This is a genomic window from Moorella mulderi DSM 14980 (assembly GCF_001594015.1).
GTDB classification, from domain to species: Bacteria; Bacillota; DSM-521; order Neomoorellales; family Neomoorellaceae; genus Neomoorella; species Neomoorella mulderi.
On record NZ_LTBC01000017.1, the window covers coordinates 23,607 to 44,618 of the forward strand.

The 21,012-nt window shown below is 51.1% G+C and carries 25 protein-coding genes and 3 pseudogenes; 17 read left to right on the forward strand and 11 right to left on the reverse strand.

Annotated features, from left to right (window positions below):
• Positions 1–162: 162 nt before the first annotated feature.
• Entirely contained in the window at positions 163–291 is a 129-nt protein-coding gene (locus MOMUL_RS17400; protein ID WP_161485020.1) for a WYL domain-containing protein, read from the reverse strand.
• Between the two features lie 253 nt (positions 292–544).
• Here MOMUL_RS17400 and MOMUL_RS13490 point away from each other — a divergent pair, with 253 nt between their 5' ends.
• The 7 genes from MOMUL_RS13490 (at position 545) to queG (ending at position 6,782) form a co-directional block, all read left to right on the forward strand.
• Positions 545–2,026: a methyl-accepting chemotaxis protein gene (locus MOMUL_RS13490; protein ID WP_084785665.1), complete on the forward strand. Its 1,482-nt coding sequence runs from the start codon at positions 545–547 to the stop codon at positions 2,024–2,026.
• 311 nt (positions 2,027–2,337) lie between these two features.
• Positions 2,338–2,754: an EAL domain-containing protein gene (locus MOMUL_RS13495; RefSeq protein WP_062285638.1), complete on the forward strand. Its 417-nt coding sequence runs from the start codon at positions 2,338–2,340 to the stop codon at positions 2,752–2,754.
• Positions 2,754–2,996, forward strand: a complete 243-nt coding sequence (locus MOMUL_RS13500) for a hypothetical protein (RefSeq protein WP_062285640.1) — start codon at positions 2,754–2,756, stop codon at positions 2,994–2,996. The genes MOMUL_RS13495 and MOMUL_RS13500 overlap by 1 nt, the downstream gene beginning before the upstream one ends.
• A 173-nt stretch (positions 2,997–3,169) precedes the next feature.
• The gene (locus MOMUL_RS13505) at positions 3,170–4,645 is read left to right on the forward strand and encodes a long-chain-fatty-acid--CoA ligase (RefSeq protein WP_062285642.1); all 1,476 of its coding nucleotides are present in this window, start codon (positions 3,170–3,172) and stop codon (positions 4,643–4,645) included.
• A gap of 97 nt (positions 4,646–4,742) precedes the next feature.
• Positions 4,743–5,324, forward strand: a complete 582-nt coding sequence (locus MOMUL_RS13510) for an HD-GYP domain-containing protein (RefSeq protein ID WP_062285644.1) — start codon at positions 4,743–4,745, stop codon at positions 5,322–5,324.
• A gap of 144 nt (positions 5,325–5,468) precedes the next feature.
• Positions 5,469–5,624, forward strand: coding sequence for a hypothetical protein (locus MOMUL_RS16720; protein WP_161485022.1), 156 nt, complete (start codon positions 5,469–5,471; stop codon positions 5,622–5,624).
• A 33-nt stretch (positions 5,625–5,657) separates the two neighbouring features.
• Positions 5,658–6,782 (forward strand): tRNA epoxyqueuosine(34) reductase QueG, encoded by a 1,125-nt coding sequence (gene queG / locus MOMUL_RS13515; RefSeq protein WP_062285646.1) that lies wholly within the window; start codon positions 5,658–5,660, stop codon positions 6,780–6,782.
• 123 nt (positions 6,783–6,905) lie between these two features.
• On the opposite strand, the gene MOMUL_RS13520 is transcribed toward queG, so the two are convergent.
• Both MOMUL_RS13520 and MOMUL_RS13525 read right to left on the reverse strand, forming a co-directional pair.
• Positions 6,906–7,640, reverse strand: a complete 735-nt coding sequence (locus MOMUL_RS13520) for a glucose-6-phosphate isomerase family protein (protein ID WP_062285648.1) — start codon at positions 7,638–7,640, stop codon at positions 6,906–6,908.
• Positions 7,641–7,737: 97 nt separating this feature from the next.
• Positions 7,738–8,112 (reverse strand): hypothetical protein, encoded by a 375-nt coding sequence (locus MOMUL_RS13525; protein WP_106007216.1) that lies wholly within the window; start codon positions 8,110–8,112, stop codon positions 7,738–7,740.
• 164 nt (positions 8,113–8,276) lie between these two features.
• Between MOMUL_RS13525 and MOMUL_RS13530 the strand changes: the two are divergent.
• Positions 8,277–9,050: pseudogene (locus MOMUL_RS13530) on the forward strand (protein prkA); the annotation flags it as partial.
• A 120-nt stretch (positions 9,051–9,170) separates the two neighbouring features.
• Here MOMUL_RS13530 and MOMUL_RS13535 read toward each other — a convergent pair.
• Both MOMUL_RS13535 and MOMUL_RS13540 read right to left on the reverse strand, forming a co-directional pair.
• Positions 9,171–9,728 (reverse strand): hypothetical protein, encoded by a 558-nt coding sequence (locus tag MOMUL_RS13535; protein ID WP_153018418.1) that lies wholly within the window; start codon positions 9,726–9,728, stop codon positions 9,171–9,173.
• Positions 9,709–10,323: a hypothetical protein gene (locus MOMUL_RS13540; RefSeq protein WP_062285652.1), complete on the reverse strand. Its 615-nt coding sequence runs from the start codon at positions 10,321–10,323 to the stop codon at positions 9,709–9,711. Before MOMUL_RS13540 ends, MOMUL_RS13535 begins: the two co-directional genes overlap by 20 nt.
• 330 nt (positions 10,324–10,653) lie before the next feature.
• On the opposite strand from MOMUL_RS13540, the gene MOMUL_RS16950 reads away from it, so the two are divergent.
• On the forward strand, positions 10,654–10,887 hold the full coding sequence (locus MOMUL_RS16950; protein ID WP_062285655.1) for a hypothetical protein: 234 nt from the start codon (positions 10,654–10,656) through the stop codon (positions 10,885–10,887).
• Positions 10,888–10,935: 48 nt separating this feature from the next.
• Here the strand turns inward: MOMUL_RS16950 and MOMUL_RS13550 are convergent, their stop codons facing one another.
• The 5 genes from MOMUL_RS13550 to MOMUL_RS13570 all read right to left on the reverse strand — a co-directional run bounded on the left by MOMUL_RS13550 (position 10,936) and on the right by MOMUL_RS13570 (position 13,746).
• Entirely contained in the window at positions 10,936–11,172 is a 237-nt protein-coding gene (locus MOMUL_RS13550; RefSeq protein WP_062285657.1) for a type II toxin-antitoxin system HicA family toxin, read from the reverse strand.
• On the reverse strand, positions 11,169–11,390 hold the full coding sequence (locus tag MOMUL_RS13555) for a type II toxin-antitoxin system HicB family antitoxin (RefSeq protein ID WP_062285659.1): 222 nt from the start codon (positions 11,388–11,390) through the stop codon (positions 11,169–11,171). Before MOMUL_RS13555 ends, MOMUL_RS13550 begins: the two co-directional genes overlap by 4 nt.
• Positions 11,391–11,417: 27 nt before the next feature.
• Positions 11,418–11,657, reverse strand: a complete 240-nt coding sequence (locus MOMUL_RS16725) for a hypothetical protein (RefSeq protein WP_161485023.1) — start codon at positions 11,655–11,657, stop codon at positions 11,418–11,420.
• A 209-nt stretch (positions 11,658–11,866) separates the two neighbouring features.
• The gene (locus MOMUL_RS13560) at positions 11,867–12,862 is read right to left on the reverse strand and encodes a DUF4236 domain-containing protein (RefSeq protein ID WP_064774440.1); all 996 of its coding nucleotides are present in this window, start codon (positions 12,860–12,862) and stop codon (positions 11,867–11,869) included.
• Positions 12,863–12,939: 77 nt separating this feature from the next.
• Positions 12,940–13,746, reverse strand: coding sequence for a LexA family protein (locus MOMUL_RS13570; protein ID WP_084785666.1), 807 nt, complete (start codon positions 13,744–13,746; stop codon positions 12,940–12,942).
• A 327-nt stretch (positions 13,747–14,073) separates the two neighbouring features.
• Here MOMUL_RS13570 and MOMUL_RS17405 point away from each other — a divergent pair, with 327 nt between their 5' ends.
• Entirely contained in the window at positions 14,074–15,642 is a 1,569-nt protein-coding gene (locus tag MOMUL_RS17405) for a recombinase family protein (protein ID WP_062285667.1), read from the forward strand.
• Positions 15,630–15,734, forward strand: a pseudogene (locus MOMUL_RS16350) (hypothetical protein); the annotation flags it as partial. The gene MOMUL_RS17405 and the pseudogene MOMUL_RS16350, both read left to right, overlap by 13 nt.
• Positions 15,735–15,778: 44 nt before the next feature.
• On the opposite strand, the gene MOMUL_RS13580 reads toward MOMUL_RS16350, so the two are convergent.
• A complete protein-coding gene (locus MOMUL_RS13580) occupies positions 15,779–17,341 on the reverse strand; it encodes a recombinase family protein (RefSeq protein ID WP_062285669.1) in 1,563 nt (520 codons plus the stop codon).
• A 174-nt stretch (positions 17,342–17,515) separates the two neighbouring features.
• Here MOMUL_RS13580 and MOMUL_RS13585 point away from each other — a divergent pair, with 174 nt between their 5' ends.
• The 6 genes and pseudogenes from MOMUL_RS13585 to MOMUL_RS13605 form a co-directional block, all read left to right on the forward strand.
• Positions 17,516–17,713, forward strand: coding sequence for a hypothetical protein (locus tag MOMUL_RS13585; RefSeq protein WP_062285671.1), 198 nt, complete (start codon positions 17,516–17,518; stop codon positions 17,711–17,713).
• A 20-nt stretch (positions 17,714–17,733) separates the two neighbouring features.
• Complete coding sequence (locus MOMUL_RS16730) at positions 17,734–17,892, forward strand: hypothetical protein (protein WP_161485024.1); 159 nt, start codon at positions 17,734–17,736, stop codon at positions 17,890–17,892.
• Between the two features lie 59 nt (positions 17,893–17,951).
• The gene (locus tag MOMUL_RS13590; protein ID WP_062285673.1) at positions 17,952–18,431 is read left to right on the forward strand and encodes a TadE/TadG family type IV pilus assembly protein; all 480 of its coding nucleotides are present in this window, start codon (positions 17,952–17,954) and stop codon (positions 18,429–18,431) included.
• Positions 18,431–18,958: a hypothetical protein gene (locus tag MOMUL_RS13595; RefSeq protein ID WP_062285675.1), complete on the forward strand. Its 528-nt coding sequence runs from the start codon at positions 18,431–18,433 to the stop codon at positions 18,956–18,958. The genes MOMUL_RS13590 and MOMUL_RS13595 overlap by 1 nt, the downstream gene beginning before the upstream one ends.
• 113 nt (positions 18,959–19,071) lie before the next feature.
• The gene (locus MOMUL_RS13600; protein ID WP_062285677.1) at positions 19,072–19,971 is read left to right on the forward strand and encodes a copper amine oxidase N-terminal domain-containing protein; all 900 of its coding nucleotides are present in this window, start codon (positions 19,072–19,074) and stop codon (positions 19,969–19,971) included.
• A gap of 106 nt (positions 19,972–20,077) precedes the next feature.
• A pseudogene (locus tag MOMUL_RS13605) lies at positions 20,078–21,012 on the forward strand (hypothetical protein); the annotation flags it as partial.

Genomic DNA, 21,012 nt, shown 5'->3' on the forward strand with positions numbered 1-21,012 from the left:
TTGGATTGCGTTTTTATTTTAGCATATTATCACCGGCAGGCAATAATTTTATAAAGTTTAACAATAATTTAACATAGTGTTAGCATACAGGTTTTTTTCTCGCCCTGAGCCAGGACTACTGCAGGAACAGGGCCGGGGGCCGGCATGTCATCACACTTACTCCTAAATATGGCCGTACAGTCCGGCCAGTTCTTTTGCTTCCCGGGCCACTTCCCGGCGTAGCTCCGGGGGGGCCAGGACTTCCGCCCGCAGCTTGCCTGTTGGTAATCTTGCCTTTGATGGCTTGTTCAATCACAAACACTCTGCGGGATTCTTTGACACTCAAAAAGATTTCTCCCCTCATAGTGACATTTTCTCAGTCCGCTTACAGGGTGACAATATCACAGTCCGGTGACACACGTCTAGAAGAGTCTTGAAACCCGTCGAAAATCTATGCTAGAATAGCCAATATAGAGCTCATAGGAACAAGGGTAATGGTGCCCCCCCTTTCCGCTCACCCCGGGCGGGAAGGGGGCTTTATGATCTTAGAAAGGGAGTGCAGTCTATGAATGGTTGTCTTCGGGCTGCGAGTAGATTATGGGGGATTGTGGCAGTGCTTGGTGGAACTATGGTAGGGGTTCTTGGGGGCTGGTGGTGGCCGCATCCCCTGGCCGTGACGGCAAGTGCACTTATGGCGGCACTGGCGGCAGTGACGATAGTTTTATTGCGTACCCGGCAGGAGTTGGGTGATCTTTCGGAGAAGCTGGTCTGTACTATTGAAAAGCCAGGCGGCGGCAGGAAACTGGAAGGTGAATTCCCGGCATTACAATGCGCGCTACAGCAGGTAAAGAACCTAGAGGAAAGGCTACGCGCATTGACTCTAGATTACCAGGCAACGGCAAGTCAGGTTTTTTCCGCCGTGGAGCAGATGTCGCTGGCCAGCCGGAACGCCGGGGAAGCTGTTTCTGCCTTTCACCAGCTCCAGAAGGTTGCGGGAACCATTTCCGATTTAGGCCAGGAGCTGACGCGGGAGGTCTCGGGAAACAGGCAATCGGTGGATAAATGTCAGGAAGTGCTGCAGCAGGCCCTCTCGGCCATTGATCGTATTCGACTTGATTCCACCAGAATATCGGAGGAAATAGCTGGGTTGAGGCGGGCAGTGAGCCAGGTGGATGAGATTGTGGCCAGTATCGGGCAGATATCCCAGCACACCCGATTGCTTTCATTAAATGCCGCCATCGAAGCGGCCCGAGCCGGCGAGCATGGGCGCGGGTTTACCATAGTAGCCGGAGAAGTGAAAAAACTGTCTGACCGCACCCAGCAAGCTGTTGAGCAGACTGGTCTTATACTTCAGGAAATTAAAGAAAAGATGGAACAGGTGGTGGCCCGCATCCAGGCGGGGCAGGAGGGTATTGATGCCGGAGTGCAGGAAACCGGCCGGGTCAAAGAAAGCATCGCCTGCCTTGAGCAGGAGGTGGCCGGCATAAGCTCCAGGGTTGACGAAGCCTACCAGGAAATTAATGGCTACTTGCAGCAACTGGGGGCAGCAGTGGAAATACTGGACAACAGTTTCGCCAGCATCCAAAAAGTAGGGGGAATGCTGGCGGAAGTGGCCGGCGTGGTGGAAAAAAACGCTAATGCCGGCGACCTGGACGGGTTAACCGGGGAAAATCCACCGCAGGACGAGGCAAGAATGGAGCCGGTGATGGCCGCTTTACGAGAACTGTCCTGCCGGCCGGAAATCCAGGTTTTAGACCCTGGCAGTCACGGTGTGGTTCTTCGGGAATGGCTGGCTAAGAGACCGGATGTGGAAGCGGTTTACTCCAACCGCAGCGATGGTACCTTTATTTTCTCGCAGCCGCCAGCCGCCCTGGCCAATGCCCGGATCCGTCCCTGGTGGCAGAGGGCCATGGCCGGGGAAGAGTATATATCAACGGTGTATGTGTCGGCCATTACCCGGCAACCCTGTCGCACCCTGTCTTTGCCTATACGGGACGGCAGCGGCAGGATCGTTGGCGTGCTGGCAGCCGATGTTTCGCTGGCGTGATCTCGAGAAATCATTTTACCCGGCAGGGGACAAACATTTCCCGTGCCTGCTTGTTTTGAGACTATGCATGTTCCAGGGTGTTTCCTGTATTTTATAGGATGATGTAAGTAATCAGCGCGTTGAATCTGCCGGAATGTGAACAACCCGGGCTAAAGGGGTATGGCTTCTCCTTTCAAAATGTCCAGCCAGCCTGTTACTCCACGATTTTCATTGTGGTCTAAAAGCCTTTTTGTGATCCGCCCGGGATATCGTCAGGGAGAAATCAATTTGTGAAAATATCAGTATAAGCAGGGAGGATGTGAACTTGAGGCGTGTACCCGGAAGCCCAAATCGTACCCTTTTTTCAGCCGGTGCTCGCAGTGGAAACATACGGCGTGTGGGGTTACGAAGTCTTAGCCAGAAAGGTAACGCCGCAAGGCGTGGAGAGCCTGGGCGCGTTTTTCCACGATCCGGCAGTGCTGGCAGAGAAAAAGCTAGAAGTTGATCGTTTGGTGCGCCGCAAGGCACTGGAGGTTTTTAAGCGAAGCGATAGGAACATTCGGCTGTTCTTGAACATCCAGCCGCAGTGGCTTTGTTCATTCATCGGCCAGAAGCAAGGATTTCCTACCTTGGAGTACCTTGAAAAATTTGGTATTAGCGCTGGCCAGATTGTGGTAGAAATAAGCGAAACAGAATTTGGCGCAGACCTCGAAAGTCTTTCCGGTCTGATTGATAGGTACCTTGAGTAATGAAAGGTATCGTCGGTGACGGCGGAAAAAGGGGGCGGGGTATCCTGGTCCGCAACCCCAAAGAGGCGGAAAAAGACAGACTGGAGCGGGAGAAAATCCTGGCCCGCCTCAAGGAAGAACTAAAGGCCATTGGCGACCTTAAAGGCGAACCCCACACCAAAGCCTGCTGCCAGCTCATTGCCCATCCTGACACCGCCGGAACTGCGCCGGGAGGTGGCCCGGGAAGCGGCAGCCCTGGGTGAACTGTACCAGAGCAAATCCTAAGAGGAGACGTCTGAGCCCTGCTTAAGGTTGCTTTTTAATATTGCGGGACGATTTTCTATACCTAGAGGTAAAAGTAAAATTCCCTGCCCGGCAGGAAAACTCTAGCCGGCAGGGAATTTTTATTTATAACTTTCAAAGGAGGTTCTCGGGGATGTTACTCTGGCAACTACCGCAGCGACACCAGCAACTTACTGGACACCCGGCCCTGGTCTACCAGGGGGAGCAGGTTACATATAGTGAGCTGGTTAAATGGATCGATGCCTACGCCAGGTTATTCCAAGAACTGGGCGTAAGGCCCGGTGAGAGGGTGGCCATCTGCGCCCCCAACTGCCCGGAGTTTGTTTACAGCTACCTGGGGGCCCTGCAGGCCGGGGCCATCGTTGTACCCTTAAACCTGATGCTGACCCGCGAGGAGATCGCCTTTATTATCCGGGAAGCGGGCTGCAGCACTATGGTCATTCACCGGGTGATTGTGGAGCGTATGGGCCTGGCGCCGCAACATGCGGCAGCCTTGGGCTTAAAACACCTGCTGGTACTCGATAATAAAACCGCAGCCAGGGCCCAGGCTGCACCGCCGGCAGTGCCGGTGACGGCTTCAGAGGAAGATATCTGCGTTTTCCTCTATACCTCCGGTACTACCGGCCGGCCGAAAGGGGCCATGCTGACTCACAGGAATTTTTTGGCGGATATTGAGGCTATGGACGCCGTATCCAACCTGGGGCCAGATAATAATTTCCTTTGCGTTTTACCCATGTTCCACAGCTTTGCCTGGACGACCTGCGTCCTCCTGCCCCTGTACCTGGGCAGCACCATTACTATTAAAGAAAGCTTCCAGCCCAAGGATACCCTGAAAACCCTCTCTGAAGAAGATATTACCATTTTTTGTGGCGTGCCTTCCATGTATGCCGTTCTTTTGCGGATGGCCGAAAAGGGTCAATTTAAGGCCTTGAAGTTTGCCATTTCCGGCGGGGCGCCCCTAGCGGCGGAAGTCCAGCGCGGCTTTGAAGCCAAATTTGCCTTCCCCCTGGTGGAGGGCTACGGCCTTTCCGAAGCGGCGCCCGTTGTCTGCCTTAACCCCCTGTACGGCATCCGTAAACCGGGGTCCATCGGCCTGCCCCTGCCAGGGATCGAGGTTAAAGTGGTGGACGATAATGACCAGGAAGTCCCGGTGGGCGAGGTGGGAGAACTGGTAGTTCGGGGTCCAAATGTTATGGCCGGCTATTATAACCAGCCGGAAGAGACGGCTGCCACCTTAAGGGGCGGCTGGCTCCATACCGGTGACCTGGCGCGGCAGGACGAAGACGGCTATTTTTATATTGTCGACCGCAAGAAGGACATGATCATCCTGGGCGGTTTTAATGTCTATCCCCGGGAAGTGGAGGAGGTCCTCCTGACCCACCCGGCCGTCCTGGAAGCGGCGGTGGTTGGCGTCGGTGACCCGGTAAAGGGTGAGACGGTAAAGGCGTATATTGTTTTGAAGGAAGGGGCCTCTGCCGACAGGCGGCAGCTGCAAGAGTTTTTGAAAGAGCACCTGGCCGCCTACAAGATCCCCCGTTTATTTGAATTTGTAGCAGAACTGCCCAAAAGCCCGACAGGCAAGGTGCTGAAAAAGCTATTGAAGGGGTAGGGGATCGCCTGCAGGCAGGAAAAATGCCGGCAGAGATACTTGAGGCCTGTCAATTTTTCGGTTAAAATGGTAGCAGGCGGGAAGAGGAGTGGTCCCGGTGTCGGTGGCACCAGAAGTGGCAGTTTTGCTGGATCGCCTGCGTAACCACAGTATGACGACTTACCAGCATTCCTGTAATGTCGGCAATCTGGCCTGCGCCCTGGCCGAGGGACTGGGGCTCCAGCAGGAAGAAGTGAACATCATTACCGTGGGGGGGCTCTTGCACGATATAGGCAAGGCCCGGGTGCGGGCGGCCATTCTCCACAAGGCGGCTCGTTTGACGGCGGGCGAGTGGGAGGTCATGCGCCGGCACCCGGAATTTGGCGTCCAGATCCTGTCCGGTAATGAGAAGTTTGAGGTTCTTGAGCCCCTGGTGGCCTACCACCATGAACGCTGGGACGGGCAGGGTTATTATGGCCTGGGGGGCAGCGATATTCCCCTGGGAGCCCGCATTATTGCCCTGGCCGATGCCTTTGATGCCATGACTTCCTGCCGGGCCTACCAGTATTCCAAAAATTTGCTGGACGGCATCCAGGAGCTGGCGGCAGGGGCGGGGAAGCAGTTTGACCCCCGCCTGGTGCAGCTTTTTTTTGATATTATGCCGGCCATTCTCAAACGCAACAGCCGCCGGGCTTCTTGAAGGCAGGCACCTGGTAAAAAGCCACCGGGCTTGAGATAGACCGGTGGCTTTTTAATGCGTTAACCTGTGGTAAATTCCTGCTTATAAGGTAAACTCTGCCGGGCTATACTAAAGTGGAAAAATGTTAGGAGGGATTAAATAAAGATGGGTGCCGACAATGCCCCGCTGAGTTACCGCTGCAGCCGCTGCGGCAATACCTTTAAGGTCAATCCTGGCAGTGCCAGCGTCTGTCCTGTCTGCGGTTTTAACTGTGGCCCTGACAAGTGCCGGCGGCTGGAAACCTCTGATGAAGGTTATTAAAATAATATAAATAAGGAAGGGGGAAACCGGGGCATGCAGGTAGCAGAACTAAAAGATTGGGCGTCACGCCGGGGCCTGGTTCTGGGGATAGCCCCGGTCCAGCCCTTTGAACGGGGTGAGGCGGCTTTAAAATGGCGGGCGGAAAGGGGTCTTAAGACCCCTTTTGCCAGTGGTCGCCCGGAAGAACGCTGCCAGCCCCAGCTTCTTTACCCGGCGGCCCGTTCCCTGGTGGTGGTAGCCAGTCCCCACCCGGAGCTGGCCGGGCCACCGGGCCCGGGAGAGGGGCTGATTGCCCGTTACGCCCTGGGGCCAGATTACCATGGTGAACTACAGGGCCATCTCCAGGACCTGGCCGGCCTTTTACAGCAGGGCGGGGCCGGCTTTACTGCCCTCCAGGTTGACAGCGGCCCCCTGCTGGAAAGGGAGGCTGCCTGTCTGGCCGGCCTGGGGTATTACGGCGCCAGCTGCAACCTGATTATCCCGGGCCTGGGGTCGGGCGCCTCCCTGGGCCTCGTTATCACCGACCTGGAACTGGAACCCGGTGTACCCCTTGAACCCGCTGCCTGCGAGGATTGCGGCCGGTGCCTGGCGGCCTGCCCGACGGGAGCTTTAGTGGCCCCCGGCCGCCTGGACCCGGAACGCTGCCTGTCCTACCTGACCCAGAAACGGGGGGTGATCCCGGGAGAACTGCGCCCCCTTTTTGGGCAATATATCTGGGGTTGTGATGCCTGCCAGGATGTCTGCCCGGCCAACCGGCGGGAGAGGGCGGCATTACGAGAGGTGGCCCGCCGGCAGGAGGGAAGGGTAAGAGTAGTGGCCGGGGCAGGTCACGAAGTAACCCGGCCGGACTTGGCTACCATTATTACTATGAATAAGGAGCAATTTCATCGAACCTTTGGGTCCACGGCCCTGGCCTGGCGGGGGAAAACTGTACTCCAGCGCAATGCCGCCATTGCCCTGGGCAATCTGGGTGACCCCGGAGCCATGGTATCTTTAGCGCAGGCCCTCCGGTCCCCGGCTGCGATCTTAAGGGGGCATGCGGCCTGGGCTCTGGGGCGCCTGGGTGCGGCGGCTCGCCCGGCCCTGGAAAAGGCCCGCCGGGAAGAAACCGACCCCTGGGTGCTCCTGGAGATTGAGGAGGCCTTAGCTTTCCTGTAGACGGCGGTGAGCGGCGGAGTGCATAAAACCCCGGTTTGAAGTTTACCGGGGTGTTATACTGCCTACCCTGAAAATAGCCCTTTTCAGGCATAGTAGGTGGCCGGTCCTGCCGGCCATGGGGTACTACTTTAAAATTTTAAAGGCCTCCGGTTCGGCCACAAAGGCTTCGTACAATGATTTATTTTTGACGATATTTATAGGCTGGCTGAGATTGGGGGCGGCCACCATCTTCAGGGCCACCGAATTCTGGTAGTGGGTATTTTTAACAAAGTCCCCTTTGCCATCTTCACCTTCCAGGTAGTAGTAGGCGGCACCACGCTTCTCCCGGAAAGGACCATAAAGGGAGGAAAAGTGGCTCTCAATGAGATTGGCCATGACCAGGGGCTGGCTGCCCGGGTTGATGGTTACATGGCCGTAGGCCGGAGGGATGAAGACCTTGTCGCCTTTTTTGGCTTCGACGGCCATAATTTCTTCCACTTCGCCGCTGCGGTTATTTTTCTGCAGCAGGTAAATGGCTTCCCCGTCAAGTACCTCGTAGTACTCGGGATAGGTTTCGGAAGAGTGGGGTTTCAGCGGGTGAAAGTGCCCCACGGTTTTAATATACTCTTTACCAATGGTACCTGGCAGGAGAACGGTGATATCGTAGCGGATGTCGTGCTGCTGGTACAATTCCCGGTCCTTTTCCAGGCAGACGCCCCGGTACATGTAATAAAGGGGCCGGTCGCTGGGCGGGACATCGGCATAGAGTACCGGCAGGACATCAGCGAGGCGCCGGATGTCCGGCTCCGGGGCTAATACCCCGCCGGCAAAAGTTAAAAGACCACTGGCTTCCAGGGTAAAATGCTTGCCTAAAATCATGGAGGATGACCTCCCCGGATTATTTTCTTTTCCATTATAACCTAATGGCCCTGAAAAACAACCCTTTTTTGGTCAGGGACGCTACTGCAGTTATTAGTTAGGCCTGCCTTTGTCCGTACATCTCCCGGAAGATGCGGGTGATAACCCTTTTTTCTTCTTCATCAAACAGGCGGGTCACGGAAAATTCTACCACGGTTGTCAGGGTACCATCGGGCAGTTCGTAAATCTCTGACTTGACAATGTGGCCGTAGCCTAGGACCTCCTCGCTTTTAGTAACAATCAGGGCTTCCATACCCACCGGGTGGGCCAGTTTATGGCCCTGGCGGAAAAAACCCAGGATAATATTACCACTGGTGCGCTTCCACAGGAGCAGGTTTTCGCCGTCGCCCTTTTGTTCGTTGGGTTTTTCCGGCAATTCATCCACCGGCAGGCGGATCAGCCAGGTAAACTCGTACTTGTACCCCAAACCCATCACCTCGCCGATATTTTTTACCGTTCCTCATATAATCATTCGGCTCCACTCCTTAGTTTTCCTGCTCCTGTCAGTAGCCTTCTTTTTCCGGTCCTTCATACATATTATATAATACTCCTACCTTATACTCGCTGCTATTTTTCCCTGGAAGGGAGGAAGGGCCGGTGAAAATCCTGGAACGTCTGGAGGAATATCGCCAGGAAGCCAAAAAGTTATACTGGGAAGGCACCTTTGCTGACTACCTGGCCATGGTGATTAAGAATCCCAGGCTGGCGCGGCTGGCCCATGCCCGGATATATGACATGATTGCTGGTGCCGGGGTGGAAGAATTTGACGGTGTCAAGCGCTACCGTTTTTTTAGCGAAGAGATCTTCGGGCTGGAGCGTACCCTGGAAAAGCTGGTGGAAGAGTATTTTCATTCGGCAGCCTGCCGGCTGGATGTGCGCAAGCGCATCCTGCTCCTCATGGGGCCGGTCAGTGGCGGCAAGTCGACCATCGTGACTATGCTTAAACGTGGCCTGGAAAGGTACAGCCAGACCGACGCCGGCGCCATCTATGCCATTAAAGGCTGTCCCATGCACGAAGAACCCCTGCACCTCATTCCCCGGGAGCTCAGGCCGGAGTTCCAGAAGGAATACGGCATCTATATCGAAGGTAGCCTCTGCCCCGTCTGCCAGCTGATGGTCGAAGAGAAATATGACGGCCGGGTAGAGGAGGTACCGGTGGAACGCATCGTCCTTTCGGAAGAGAAACGGGTCGGCATCGGCACCTTCAGCCCTTCTGACCCCAAGTCCCAGGATATTGCCGAACTCACCGGTAGCATCGATTTTTCCACCATTGCCGAATACGGTTCCGAATCAGACCCCCGGGCCTACCGTTTTGACGGTGAACTCAATATTGCCAACCGGGGAATCATGGAGTTCCAGTTTATTCTTAGAACCATACAACAGCGAGCTAATAATAGAAAGCGCCTGGGTGTTTCAGGCGTTTAGCAGACGGGGAGGGGAGAGGATAGGGGTGCAGTAAATGACTTCAAGATGTAAGCGTGGTCGGCACTTTTAGCCTTTTAATAATATAGCGATTACCATAGCGGCCACACCCAAAATAGTAGTTACCGCCATAGCAATAACCCAGCGGCGTTCCTCGGCTAAAAAATTTCTTATATCGAGAAATGCCTGATGCCTTTGATTATCACGGTCTCGCATTTCTCCAAGTGCCTGGTCAACTATCCGGGCCACGCGTTCCTCTGTGGCTTTAGCCGAGGCCTGCAGCTCAGACCTCATGGCGTGGAACTCCGCTTTTATTTCCGAGAAATCGCGGTCCAGCTTGTCAAGATACTTTTCTTGCCAATCCATGTTTTGCCCCTCCTCATTGGTGGCGGCTGTTTCAGTAAGCGCCTCTATAAATCCAGGCGTGGAAAATCTATTGAGAATATAGATCATCAGAGAATAAATTAATTCCCTATTTCTAGTCGCGATAATTTCTTCTAATTCATTATAGCCCATGCCAGTCGAAAAGTCAGGAGGGAAATTATTAGAATTAGTCTCTGCCTTTCGCTGTTCACTTTTATATAAAGTAAGTTGTGGGCGTCCATTTTTAGGCAAGGGTGTTGCCACTCCCTATCACCTCAGCAATTAATTTTTGGCTGTTATTCCAATCATTTTCAAGCGTTTCACTTGTACGTTGTGCTAAAATATCCGTATTTAGGCTTTCATTGTGGTGAATATTTATATGCAGTTTTAAATTTGGTTTATCATCGGCTAAGTCTAAGGTAAATAATACATTATCCTTGGTGAAAGATAATCTCAAGGCCGTATTGGGTATATTTTCAAACGAGGTGGGTTTAATAGCGAGGCTAAAGATATCTTTTACTTCCGGCAATCCAGAACAAATAAAATCAAAGTTAAAACCATAAGCATTTACGGCTTGTCCTCCTGTTAGATGCAACACCTTCATTAGGATCTCTGAGAAATCATTGAGCGCAAAATTATCATTGACCCTAGATTGAATTTGCAGGCGATTTTCCGTTAGTGATATACCTATACCTTTGTTAGGAAATTCGATGACTCCCGGGCTAATAGGATCTGGAAACCAAAGTGTAGTGTGGGGTTCACCGGGATATAAGCCTAAAATTTCATTGACTCTAACGGCGTTTTTATTGGGTTGAGACAACACAACTACAATATTTGCCCCTTGCAGTTGCATTTGCATAAAAATGATACCTCCTATTTATCACCTTTTGTCGAATCCTGCCTATACACCACCAAAACCGCAGCGCTTTTCAATACAACGACGGCTTATTTAAGCTATAATCAATCTGATTCCACCCGCAGTTCGTACACCAAAGCGTTAAATCTTTTATCCCCTCAACACGATAGATATGGCTGCCACATTTCGGGCATTGCCCAGGGGCCGGTTTCATGGTTACCTTGGGTTTCTTTTTTTGGAATAGATTAAGCATGATCTCACCTCTGGACTTGTCGTCTTTTGTCGAAAACTGCATATACACCAAAACCGCCGAGTTCGGCGGTTTCTTACTTTATGACCTTATATCTCATCATATCTACCGGCAATCCAACCCTGGCCGCAAATTGCTCCAGGGTTTCATTTAGTTCCGGCTCTTCGTCCCAGGTAATCAATTCTACGGTAAATGGTAACCTTCCCGGCTATTTCAAGGATCAGACCCTTAATCCGGCGAAAGGGGAATTCGTCAACGTCAATAACCATCTCCTGCGCCAGGCGATATGGGTCATTGGTTTTATATTTTTCTACTAATTGCTTAACAGATTGCCTGATGTAGTAAAAAGGGAGTAGCAGGTTTTCTTATAGGACGTTTTGCCTTAATTTTTCATATTCTTCCTGGGATATGTCTATATCACGGAGGATTTTTCTGATTAAACCTCTGGCTAAATCTTCTCCCTTGTGGAAGGGAACAACTGTGCAACGCCCATCGGGATGGGCAAACATGACGTGGCTTCCTACCTGCCTTTTTCGCTCGAAGCCCAAGTGGATTAATATGCGTTCCATATCTTCAGCAGAAATAATCGCAAGCCTTGTCATGCCTGCACCTCGACCTGATGAATACCGATGAACTTCCCCTCTGGCATAACAACATCAGCGTTCTCATCGAGGTAAAGCCTTATTGCCTCTTGAATGCGCTTCTCCAGGTCAGTAAGGTTATCCGCTTGGGTGTGGCATCCGGGGAGAGAGGGCACCGAGGCAATATATTTGCCGTCTTCGTCTTGCTCGATTACGACTAGAAAACGGTGAGAAGCCAATTTTTATCACTCCTATACATAGAGTTCTCACTTGAGTTCATCCCAGCTAACGCCGCCTTCCTCTTGCCCCTCATTCAAGGCTGCCCTTTCGCTTTCCGGCCAGTCCAGGTAAATATAGTCGCGACATACGGGGCAAATGAATTCGTCATACCAGACGTTTTCCCATGGCGTGTTGGGATCATCTAATAAGTCCGCAAACACAAGGGGGGTGCCGCATTTAGGACAGGTAGGATCAATATAGAAAGGCTTGTTATGCGATCGCGACATGGCTGCGCTTTCTGGTTGTACGCTTTTACCAGCCTTTCCAGGTATCTTTTGGCCCTTGCTACGTTTTGCTCCGGAAGCCTGTCAACCAGGCGGTGAAGCTCTTCTTTGGGCAAGCTCATTAAAAATCACCCCTTTTCTTTTCCCTTTTTTTCTTCTCACGTTCCCACTTTACCTTCAGGTAGTTGAGAACATCAATTGTCTTCTTCGTTTCATCCTCCAAATGAAGGATCCAATTCTTTCAACAGAGCCTTGACATCTTCATATTCTGTATCCTCGACATATATCTTATAAAATTGCTTTATAGCTTTATTGTTCTCTCCTAATTCTTTATAAGTTATTCCTAACAAATAGCGGAATAACTTCATTTGTTCATCCATGGTTTTTCGGCTACGAACAGGGCCTTTTTCTAGAACCTCAAGTGCCAACTCAGGTTTATTTAAACCGAGAAAAGCGGAAGCTAGCGTATTTATTACTACTAATTCTTGTTTCATTTCAGGCGGTAGGCTTTGTAAGATCTCTATGGCCTTATGGTATTGTTTGGTAATCCCCAATATACTAGCATAATTTAACTTAATTACAGCATCATCTGGATAACTTGTAAGATATTTTTCAAAGTACTTAGCTGCTTCTTCTGGATTATCTAAGCGCCTATACAAAAAGGCTATTTCGCGGTATAATGAGTTAATTTTTGGATTAACCTCCAAGACTTTCAAAAATTCTTCTAAAGCCTTTTGCCATTCACCTTTTTGCAGAGCTATTTTCCCTTGCAGGAAATGATTCTTGGCTTTTCCAGTGGGGGAATTGGCGGATTTAGCTGCCCACGCTATTTGGATTATAATTCCTAGAATACCGATGGGCCACCAAATAAAGAGAAATATTACGGATATCAAAAACCATAAACATCCAAGAGCTGTATAAATTGAACTAGTGGCCAACTCTGGAGGCATGTTAAGATTATAACCTTCAATTTTGGGCTGGCTAGAAAAATTCTGCTCAGCTTTAGGGAAGTCTCTGCTTTTATTTTTTCCAAAATAGTTAATGGAATAAAGTCCTGTTCCCGGAATGCTTGTTGAGGTATAAGCACCACGAGGACCAATGCCTACTCGAAAGCCTTTTCCTCCGACACTTAGTCCAACGCCGCGTTTGCTTAAGTTTAGGCGAACTCCTTTTGCGATCCTAATACTTTTTCGGAACCTCCAGCCCAATTAAACCACCTCAAGCTTGTCATTTTTTGTCGAATTATGCTCATATACTAAAACCGCCATTCGGCGGTCTCTATTATCTACTTTCGCATAAATTTTTGCATCATATTCCACTGTATATCAATAATTTCTTTTAGTTGGGCTGGTGTAATTCCGCACTGGATGGCTTTTTGAATAACGGAGTCCCATTCTTTTAATGTTATATCCCTGGTAGATAAATAATTCGTAAAATGCCAGTAAGGGGGAGGCTCTTTTTTAAGTAAAGCCACCATAATTCCACCTATACGATAGCTTTCATCCATCACAATATCTTCAAAATCGGGGTTAGCTGCTCTTAATATATCGCCCTTTTTACTATCCCTAAAAAAATACTTTAGGGTTGCCTCCGAGAAACCCGAAGCAATATCATGTAATGCTACTACAATATCCCCTGAATGCACTATTTGGGATTCACAACATAATGCATAATCGCCCTCGTGGATCCCTACTCCTATCATGCTGTCGCCTTTTACCTGCAAGGCAAAATCAGCTTTAATATCGGCGGGAATATCTAATTCCCCTTCATAATTCTCTTCGGTTAATAAAGGTATGCCAGCGCGAATGTTGCCTAATATAGGTATTTGAGAGGTCATATCGGGCGGTAAAGGATTATCAGTGCGTCCGAAAAGATAATCGGTGCTTACCCTAAAAAAATCGGCTATTCGTTGTAACGTATAATAATCGGGTTCTCTTTTGTCTGCTTCATAAAAAGAAATCGTAGATTCTCCTAATGAAAGCATTTTTGCCAACTCTGATTGAGTAAGCCCTTTATCAAGACGTAACTCTTTTAATCTCGAGCCGAAAGTCATATATATCCCCTCGATATAATTATAACTTGCAATATGCAAAGAGATAGACCTCTTTGCGAAAAGTAAAGACGGAAAATTTATTAATTGGAATAGGCTTGACAAAACGCAATTTCCAGTTCGCTTGCGCCGCGGGTGAAGAGGGAAGGTAGGTTCTCTAGCCGGGGTTTATGCCCCGGCTTTTAAGTATTGCCCAAGAAACTTTATAATAAATTCCGCCACTGCTTCCCAATCCGCCGGATCGTCGGAATAAATCCTCTCTATTTCCATCTCCATGAGGCCACCCTCCCCGGTGCCGGATTGGTATAATATATTCAAGGCATGAGTTGTCCAACAACAAGCATAAAATGGTAACGGGAGGGCGCCGGGATGGCCAAAGCAGCTATCTACTGCCGGGTATCTTCGGAGGAACAGGCCGAAAGAGGGACTATAGAGGGTCAAGTCCAATATGCGAAAAAGTATTTGGACCTCCACGGTCCCGAGGCGGGGATAACAGATCATGAGTTTTATCTTGATGAGGGTGTTTCCGGGACCGTCGCTCTTCCCGATCGACCAGCCGGCGCCCGCCTGGTAGCGGATGCCCGGGCTGGGAAATTTCAAGTGCTATATGTATACCGGCTGGACCGCCTGGCCCGGAGCGTAAAGCATGTTTTAGATACATATGATCTTCTTGAGAAGCAAGGCATCGCCCTCAAAAGCATGACCGAGGCCTTCGACACCGGCACCCCTACCGGCAAGTTCTTTATGACCCTTCTCGCCAGCATAGCTGCCCTGGAGCGGGACACTATCCTGGAGCGCACCCAGATGGGCAAAGACCGGAAGGCGCGCCAGGGGAAATGGGTCACCGGGATGCCTCCCTTCGGATACCGGATCGGGGCCGATGGGGCACTGGAAGTCTATGAGGAAGAGGCCGAGACGATCCGTCTGATCTTCCGGCTCTACCTTGATGGAATGAGTACTATCGACATCGCCAAATACCTAAATGCCCGCAGCATCCCTACACCGGCTAAATCCAAGCGGACGAAGAATAAGAGCACCGGGAAGTGGCATGCCGGCCATATCTCTATTATCCTCCGGACTGAGGCCTATACGGGAACCTATACCTACCTCAAACGCTCTAAGCGGAGGAAGGATACCATAGAGATACCGGTACCGGCCATAGTTTCCAGCCAGGATTTTGTTGCCGCCCAGGCCAAGCTCATAGATAACGCCGACGCCGCCCGGGGGAGCCGGGGGCGTAACTACCTGCTCCGGGGACTTATCTTCTGTGGCAACTGCGGCCGGCGGATGGTAGGCAGTTCGGGTATGAGTAAAGAGGGGCGAGTCTACTATCGGTGTACCGGTACTTTAAATAATGGTGCCGGCCGGCTATGCAACGCGAAGATGATCCGGGCCAGGGACATTGAAGAAGCCGTCTGGCAGGATATTGAGGAGTTTGCTAAGGATCCGGGAAAGGTTCGCGAAATAATGGAGGCTAAAATTAAAGAGAACAAGCAGGAATTGGACCCGGTAAAAGATGAGCTGGCGGCGCTGGAGAAGGCAATCCTCGAGAAGCAGGCGGCCAGGGGCAAGGTGCTTTCATTCTGTGCTCGGGGTGTAATTTCGGACCAAGAAGCCGAGGAGGAGTTAAAAAACTTGAGCCGGGAGATTGAGACCCTGGTAGCCAGGCGAGATTTCCTTTTCAGCAAGCAGCAATCGGCCCAGCAGTTTGAAACGGAAGCCATTACCGCCCAGGTTCTTATGGAGGACCTGGCGAAACGGTTACAGGACGTAACTGATGAGCAAAAAGGCGAAATCATACAGGCCCTGGTTAAGCGGATTGACGTTTATACTATCGAGGAAGATGGGAAGCGCCGGTCCAAGGTGGTCATCCAGTACAGGTTTGGGCCAGGTTCGGAAATGGCGTTGTATGGTTCTAAGACTAACAGGAAATGCTAAAATGTGACGAGAAATTCCTTTATAACTTGCTCAGCCTTTCCCAGGAGGGCAACTTTAAGGCTGGCCGCTTTGCTTTGATCTCGGCCGACGAGTAGACAGTAACCTCATACCACCAATTAGCCGCCTCTTGACGAAACTACTTCGTGAACGAGAATAAAGGGTATATTTCCAGGTTAAACTTGCCCTTGCCTGTCTTGGTAAGATATACTGCTGAGATAAGGCCGCGCAGCAAATTATTTTTTGCCGTCTTGTCTTTGGCTGCATGATAAGCCGCCAGGAAGGTTTTAATGTTTTCTTTCAGGGTCACCATTTCCCGCTCGGTGTCGTCCGGGGTTTTATTATTTTGCGGGATATTTTCTAAAAGGGCCATCTCCCTTTTTATTTCTTGCTGGCGCTCCAAAAAGGTCTGGTCGTCGTAAATACCTGCTTCATATTTCTCGCAGATAAAGTTCAACCTGCGCCTGAGTTCGGCTTTTTTTTGTTCTATGGCTTCGGCAACGTCCAGGGTGGCCGCCGCCTCTTTCTGGGCGTTATAGGTTTCATTAAACATCTCTGTCAGTTTTTGTACATCAAATTCGCCCAGTTGTTCCAGGTAATTTAAAATACCTGCCTCTACATCCCGGTATTTTACAAAGCCACAACCATTAGGGCAGAATAAGAATTCTTTATGATAGACACTGGTTCCTCCTGTTTTTTTGCGGTAATGCTGGATATTTAACTGCCTGATCATGTGTTTGCCGCATTTAGCGCAGACGACCAGGCCGGCCAACTCGCAGGGTGAAAAATCCATTTTTACATGGGGGCGGCTGGTGTTTTTGAGGTTAATTTTTGCCCGGGCTTTTTCCCAGGTTTCTTTATCTATTATGGGCTGGTGGGCGCCAGGCACAACTATCCATTCTGATTGGGGCCGTTCATAATGCCTGTTTTTAACCCTCCTGCTGGTGCGGAATTTCACGGTACCGATATAAACCTCGTTTTCTAATATTCGCTTTACTGAAAGGAAATTCCAACGTGCAGCCCGGCCGGGGCTGGTAATACCCAGGCGGGTAAGGTAAGTGGCTATAGCTTTGTGGGATACCTCTTTCCCTTCCAGCCCGTTATTGAAAAGATCAAATATGAGCCTTACTACTTTGGCTTCCTCTTCGTAGGGTTCAAGGCGCATGGTGTTCTGGTTTAAACGGTAGCCGTAGGGTACTGAGCCGGCAACCCATTTCCCTTCTTTGGCGTATGTATACCTGGCCCCGATTAAGCGTTCGCGGGTCATTTCAAATTCTTCTCTTGCGAGGAACAACTCGAACCGGATCTGGCGGAGGTCAGCGCTGTTTTGCGGGTCATACGTCTTAAAGGGGGTGAGGATAAAGATACGTTTATTTACAATGAGATCATAAATCTGGCCCATGTCGGTATAAGTGCCCCTGCCTAGGCGGGGTATCTCCTTGACGGCTATGGCGTCGTATTTACCCTCTTTTAGTTCTTTAATTACCTGTTGGAATACGGGGCGGGTTTCTATTTTATCCCCGGAGCCAATTTCTTCGGCTATATCATACGGGGTTTTTAGCCTTTCCAGTTCGTCGACCATTAATTTCCTTTGGGCTGCCAGGGTATCCTCACCGGTTCGCCTTTCCCGGGCTATGTCCTGCCGGGAACGGCGGAGGTAGCAAACGATATTGTTTATAGTTGCATCTTCAGGGAGGTACATTATAGAAACCTTCCTTTTTACTTTTGGTATGAGCTATATTTCGTTGTCCAACCAAATATTCCTGCTTTTTTGCAAATATCCTATGCAGGGAGCAGGAAAGTCAATCAAGCGCGGTCTTACCCGCGCTTTTTTTATTATATCAGGGCGTGCCGGGAAGGAGGTATGCGGTGAAACATGGGTTTTATAAAAAACCTGCTCAAACCTTTGCGCGACCAGAGGGGGTCCAGCTTTATCGAAAACGCCTTGTGGATCATCGTGGTGGTGCTCCTGGTGGCGGGCGCGGGGTACGCCCTGGCCAGCCAGGGGGTTACGCCGAAGCTGGACCAGATCAGGCAGAGCATTTCCGACGTGCAAGTGCCCGACATAAACTAGCGCCTGGGTTTATTAAAGGGTTGCTTGCCGACAGGCGCGGCTCCAGCTTCATCGAGAACGCCCTGTGGATCATCCTCTTCGTGCTCACGATCTCGCCTTTCATCCTTACATTAGCCACGGCCATAGGCACCAAGTTCACTGAAATGGTTTCTAAGATTAATGCTATCGGCACGCCCTGATTTTTGCCGGGCCGCAGGGTATTCCCCCCTGCGGCCTATTTTTTTGAGGTGATGCTTACGTGCTTTTACGGGTGTTTAAGGAGAAGAGGGGCAATACCTTTATAGAGACGCTTCTGGTGCTGCCGGTCTTCCTGATGATTTTTTTCTTACTGGTGGAGATGGGTTTTCTGGTTTACGACTGGGCGGTGGTAAACTATGCCACAGCTTCCGCCGCCGCCAGGGCGGCAAGCGCAGGCGGGTTTTCGGAAGACACCCGCCTGGAGATAGCAGATTACCTCAGCCGCTGGACGGTCAACGGCAAGGATCTGAGCCTGGATTACCTGGCAAGTTCGCCGTATTATTCCCCCGGCACCATAGTCGTCTGGGGTACGCCGGCCGGGGATAATGTCCAGCGCGGGGACCAGGTAGTGGTGGGGGTGATGTACCCGGTGAGGTTTAAGACCTTCCTGGTGGGCACCCTCGGGAACTGGTTGGTGCAGGAGGAAAACCTGGTCCTGAAGACCCGAGCGGCGGCCGTAAGCGAGGCGTATTTCGAGTGATGCGGGACAATAAAGGTTCGGCAGCCATTCTATCCTTGTTTTTTAGCCTGGTAGCTATAGTAATGATCGCACTGGTGATGGATGTTGGGTATTTGCTGGCCGTTAAAATCAGCGCCAGGCACGCCTTGAACATTGCCCTTAAGGCTGCGGCCGCCCAAATAGACAGGGCCGCGTTGGCCGATGCCGAAAACTCCCGGGTTGTTATCCTGGAACAGGAGGCTAAAAAGGCGTTTTATACCTGCTTGCGGGAGAATTTACGGCTGGACGGCAACAACAATCCCCTTTCCGGTTCCATGGCGGACGGGACGGTCGGGGTGGAGTACTTCCATGTGGCTAACGATGTGCCCTTCAGTTACCAATATGGCGACTTCAGGGAAACCATAACTAGGCCCGCGGTTACGGCCATTATCAGCTTCCCAGTGAAAATAGGACCCTGGATAAGGGTGGTGAGGCCGGATTACAGGGAGGTGACGACCATATATGTGCATTCGACGGTAGCGCCCAGGGTTATTAGAAAGACTGAGTGACATACAGGGATTGATGATATGGTAGACGCTGGCTAAAATGGTAAGAAGGATGATAAAAAGACTAAATCAATCATCTCATCCTGAGGTTGTCAAAAAAGAAGGAGGGTATTACTATGCAGCGCAAATTAACCGCTACAGCCTTTTTCTTTGCCTTCTTATTTCTCCTTTTTGCCGGGGCGTCTACAGCCCAGGCCGGGGATGCCGCAAGCATCGCCTTCATGTTAGGCAAATCTGAGTACGTCATCGACAACGTAATGCCCGTAAAAACCGATGCGGCACCTTTTGCCGAACAGGGCCGCTCCTTTGTACCGGTACGCTACCTGGCCAGGGCTTTGGGCGTGCCGGACGACAAGGTATCCTGGAGCCCTTCGGCCAATACGGTCACCCTGATCACTGATAATGAAACCATTACCCTGGCCGTAGACGGCAAGGTGATGTATGTAGGCGAAGAGGCCAGGGAGATGGACGTGGCTCCTTTGCTTAAGGAGGGCCGGGTCTACCTGCCCGCCCGTTACGTGGCCGAAGCCCTGGGCTATGAGGTGGGCTGGGATGACGGCAGCCAGGTTGTTTATCTGTGGCCGAAAGGTGATCCCAGGCCGGATTTAAGCAAGGCGGTGGAGCTATTCAAGGATTGGGTGTGGATTGATAGGGGATATAAGATACCGGACCCTGACGGGAGGCTGGCCTACAGGGATTCCGTAATGCCGAAGTATTTGTATAAGACCCATGCGGGAGTAAATATAGTACCCCGCTTTACCGATACGATTGAAATGGAAATCGGTGTTGCTCCCTTAAACGACGGGGGCACCGAAGAAGGGTACAGGCAGGCAGAGATAATCTTGGCCAGCAAGTTTGGCAAAGAGTTTGCTGAACAGGTGGCGGAGTATTATAGGGAAAAGACAACTATCCCTTATCTTCTTGAAGGTAAGGATTTTTACACTTGCGACAACACGCGTGTTTATGTGATGAGTGCTACGTATGGTTGGATAAATATTATTATTTCGCATAGATAATAAGCTTTTATTGACCCCGGCTATGCCGGGGTTTTTCTTTTTTGGGGGTGATGTTTTATGGGTTAACAGTCCGAATTCTTAAGTTGCCTAGAAAGGAGGGTCCCTTATGAGAAAAAGACGTTTCTCGCATGGCTGGCTGTTTATCCTTGTGTTGTTTGTAGTTGCCATGATTTCCCTTGCCCGGCCTGACCCGGCCCTGGCCCTGGTGCCCGACAATATGAGCGATCTTAAAATCAAGGAGGAAACCTATGTTCAGTTCTTTGACCCCGGTTCATACCTGGGTCAGTTCCTGGGGTTTAATCCGGATTTTAAGTATTTTTGGTACAAGGGTTTCTCTCATATTAAGGACCCCTCAGGTAGAATGCTTGGCGAAGGTATGTACTTCGAGTACCTTCTCGGCCAGCCCCAGGGAGGTTATATAGTACCCTCCCAGCTAGGCGCGGTTATGTTACAGACTGGCCTGCTGGAGTCATGGGCCGACGAACTGGGCGGCAACCCTGATTTCGTCCAAGATCCGGCTAACTGGCAGCTTTTCAAGGCCCGGATAGAAGGGTGGGGCGCGAACCGGGGCTGGAGCACCACCCGGGTGCACGTCCGGGGGGTGGCCGACATGTGCGGTACGGGTGACGTCTCCTGGGACGCAGCTACCAAGACGGTGACTATCCGACCCACCTCCAAGCCCTTTGCTTACCTCGGCACCCCTACCCAGGCTACCCAGGGCCAGACGGTGACCATCAATATAAGCGGTACTTCTTTCGTTTCCTCCAGGGTTCCTGAGTGGAAGAATAAAATTTACTACAACCTCTACGCCGATGGCCAGTGGCTGGCCGGCGGGGAAGAGAGCAGGCAGCAATTTTCAAAAACCGTGCAGTATACGGTAAATAAGGCCCCGGGACAGAAGGTAAAGCTGGAACTCCGGGTGAGCGACGGGGTATTGCGGCGCACGGTGGTGGAGAAATACATCGAGGTGCCGGGTACAGGCATGGGGCCGCTGCCTCCGGTGCCGGAACCGCCGCCCCCGCCGCCGTCAGAACCGCCCCC

Coding starts and splice junctions, on each gene's coding strand:
- MOMUL_RS13500 (WP_062285640.1), top strand. CDS start 2,754: ATGAAAGGTATCGTCGGTGACGGCGGAAAAAGGGGGCGGGGTATCCTG.
- MOMUL_RS13520 (WP_062285648.1), bottom strand. CDS start 7,640: ATGATTTTAGGCAAGCATTTTACCCTGGAAGCCAGTGGTCTTTTAACT.
- MOMUL_RS16725 (WP_161485023.1), bottom strand. CDS start 11,657: ATGTCGCGATCGCATAACAAGCCTTTCTATATTGATCCTACCTGTCCT.
- queG (WP_062285646.1), top strand. CDS start 5,658: ATGCAGGTAGCAGAACTAAAAGATTGGGCGTCACGCCGGGGCCTGGTT.
- MOMUL_RS13550 (WP_062285657.1), bottom strand. CDS start 11,172: ATGACAAGGCTTGCGATTATTTCTGCTGAAGATATGGAACGCATATTA.
- MOMUL_RS13585 (WP_062285671.1), top strand. CDS start 17,516: ATGGGTTTTATAAAAAACCTGCTCAAACCTTTGCGCGACCAGAGGGGG.
- MOMUL_RS13505 (WP_062285642.1), top strand. CDS start 3,170: ATGTTACTCTGGCAACTACCGCAGCGACACCAGCAACTTACTGGACAC.
- MOMUL_RS13490 (WP_084785665.1), top strand. CDS start 545: ATGAATGGTTGTCTTCGGGCTGCGAGTAGATTATGGGGGATTGTGGCA.
- MOMUL_RS13580 (WP_062285669.1), bottom strand. CDS start 17,341: ATGTACCTCCCTGAAGATGCAACTATAAACAATATCGTTTGCTACCTC.
- MOMUL_RS16720 (WP_161485022.1), top strand. CDS start 5,469: ATGGGTGCCGACAATGCCCCGCTGAGTTACCGCTGCAGCCGCTGCGGC.
- MOMUL_RS13525 (WP_106007216.1), bottom strand. CDS start 8,112: ATGGGTTTGGGGTACAAGTACGAGTTTACCTGGCTGATCCGCCTGCCG.
- MOMUL_RS16950 (WP_062285655.1), top strand. CDS start 10,654: ATGACCTTATATCTCATCATATCTACCGGCAATCCAACCCTGGCCGCA.
- MOMUL_RS13595 (WP_062285675.1), top strand. CDS start 18,431: ATGCGGGACAATAAAGGTTCGGCAGCCATTCTATCCTTGTTTTTTAGC.
- MOMUL_RS17405 (WP_062285667.1), top strand. CDS start 14,074: ATGGCCAAAGCAGCTATCTACTGCCGGGTATCTTCGGAGGAACAGGCC.
- MOMUL_RS13540 (WP_062285652.1), bottom strand. CDS start 10,323: ATGCAAATGCAACTGCAAGGGGCAAATATTGTAGTTGTGTTGTCTCAA.
- MOMUL_RS13600 (WP_062285677.1), top strand. CDS start 19,072: ATGCAGCGCAAATTAACCGCTACAGCCTTTTTCTTTGCCTTCTTATTT.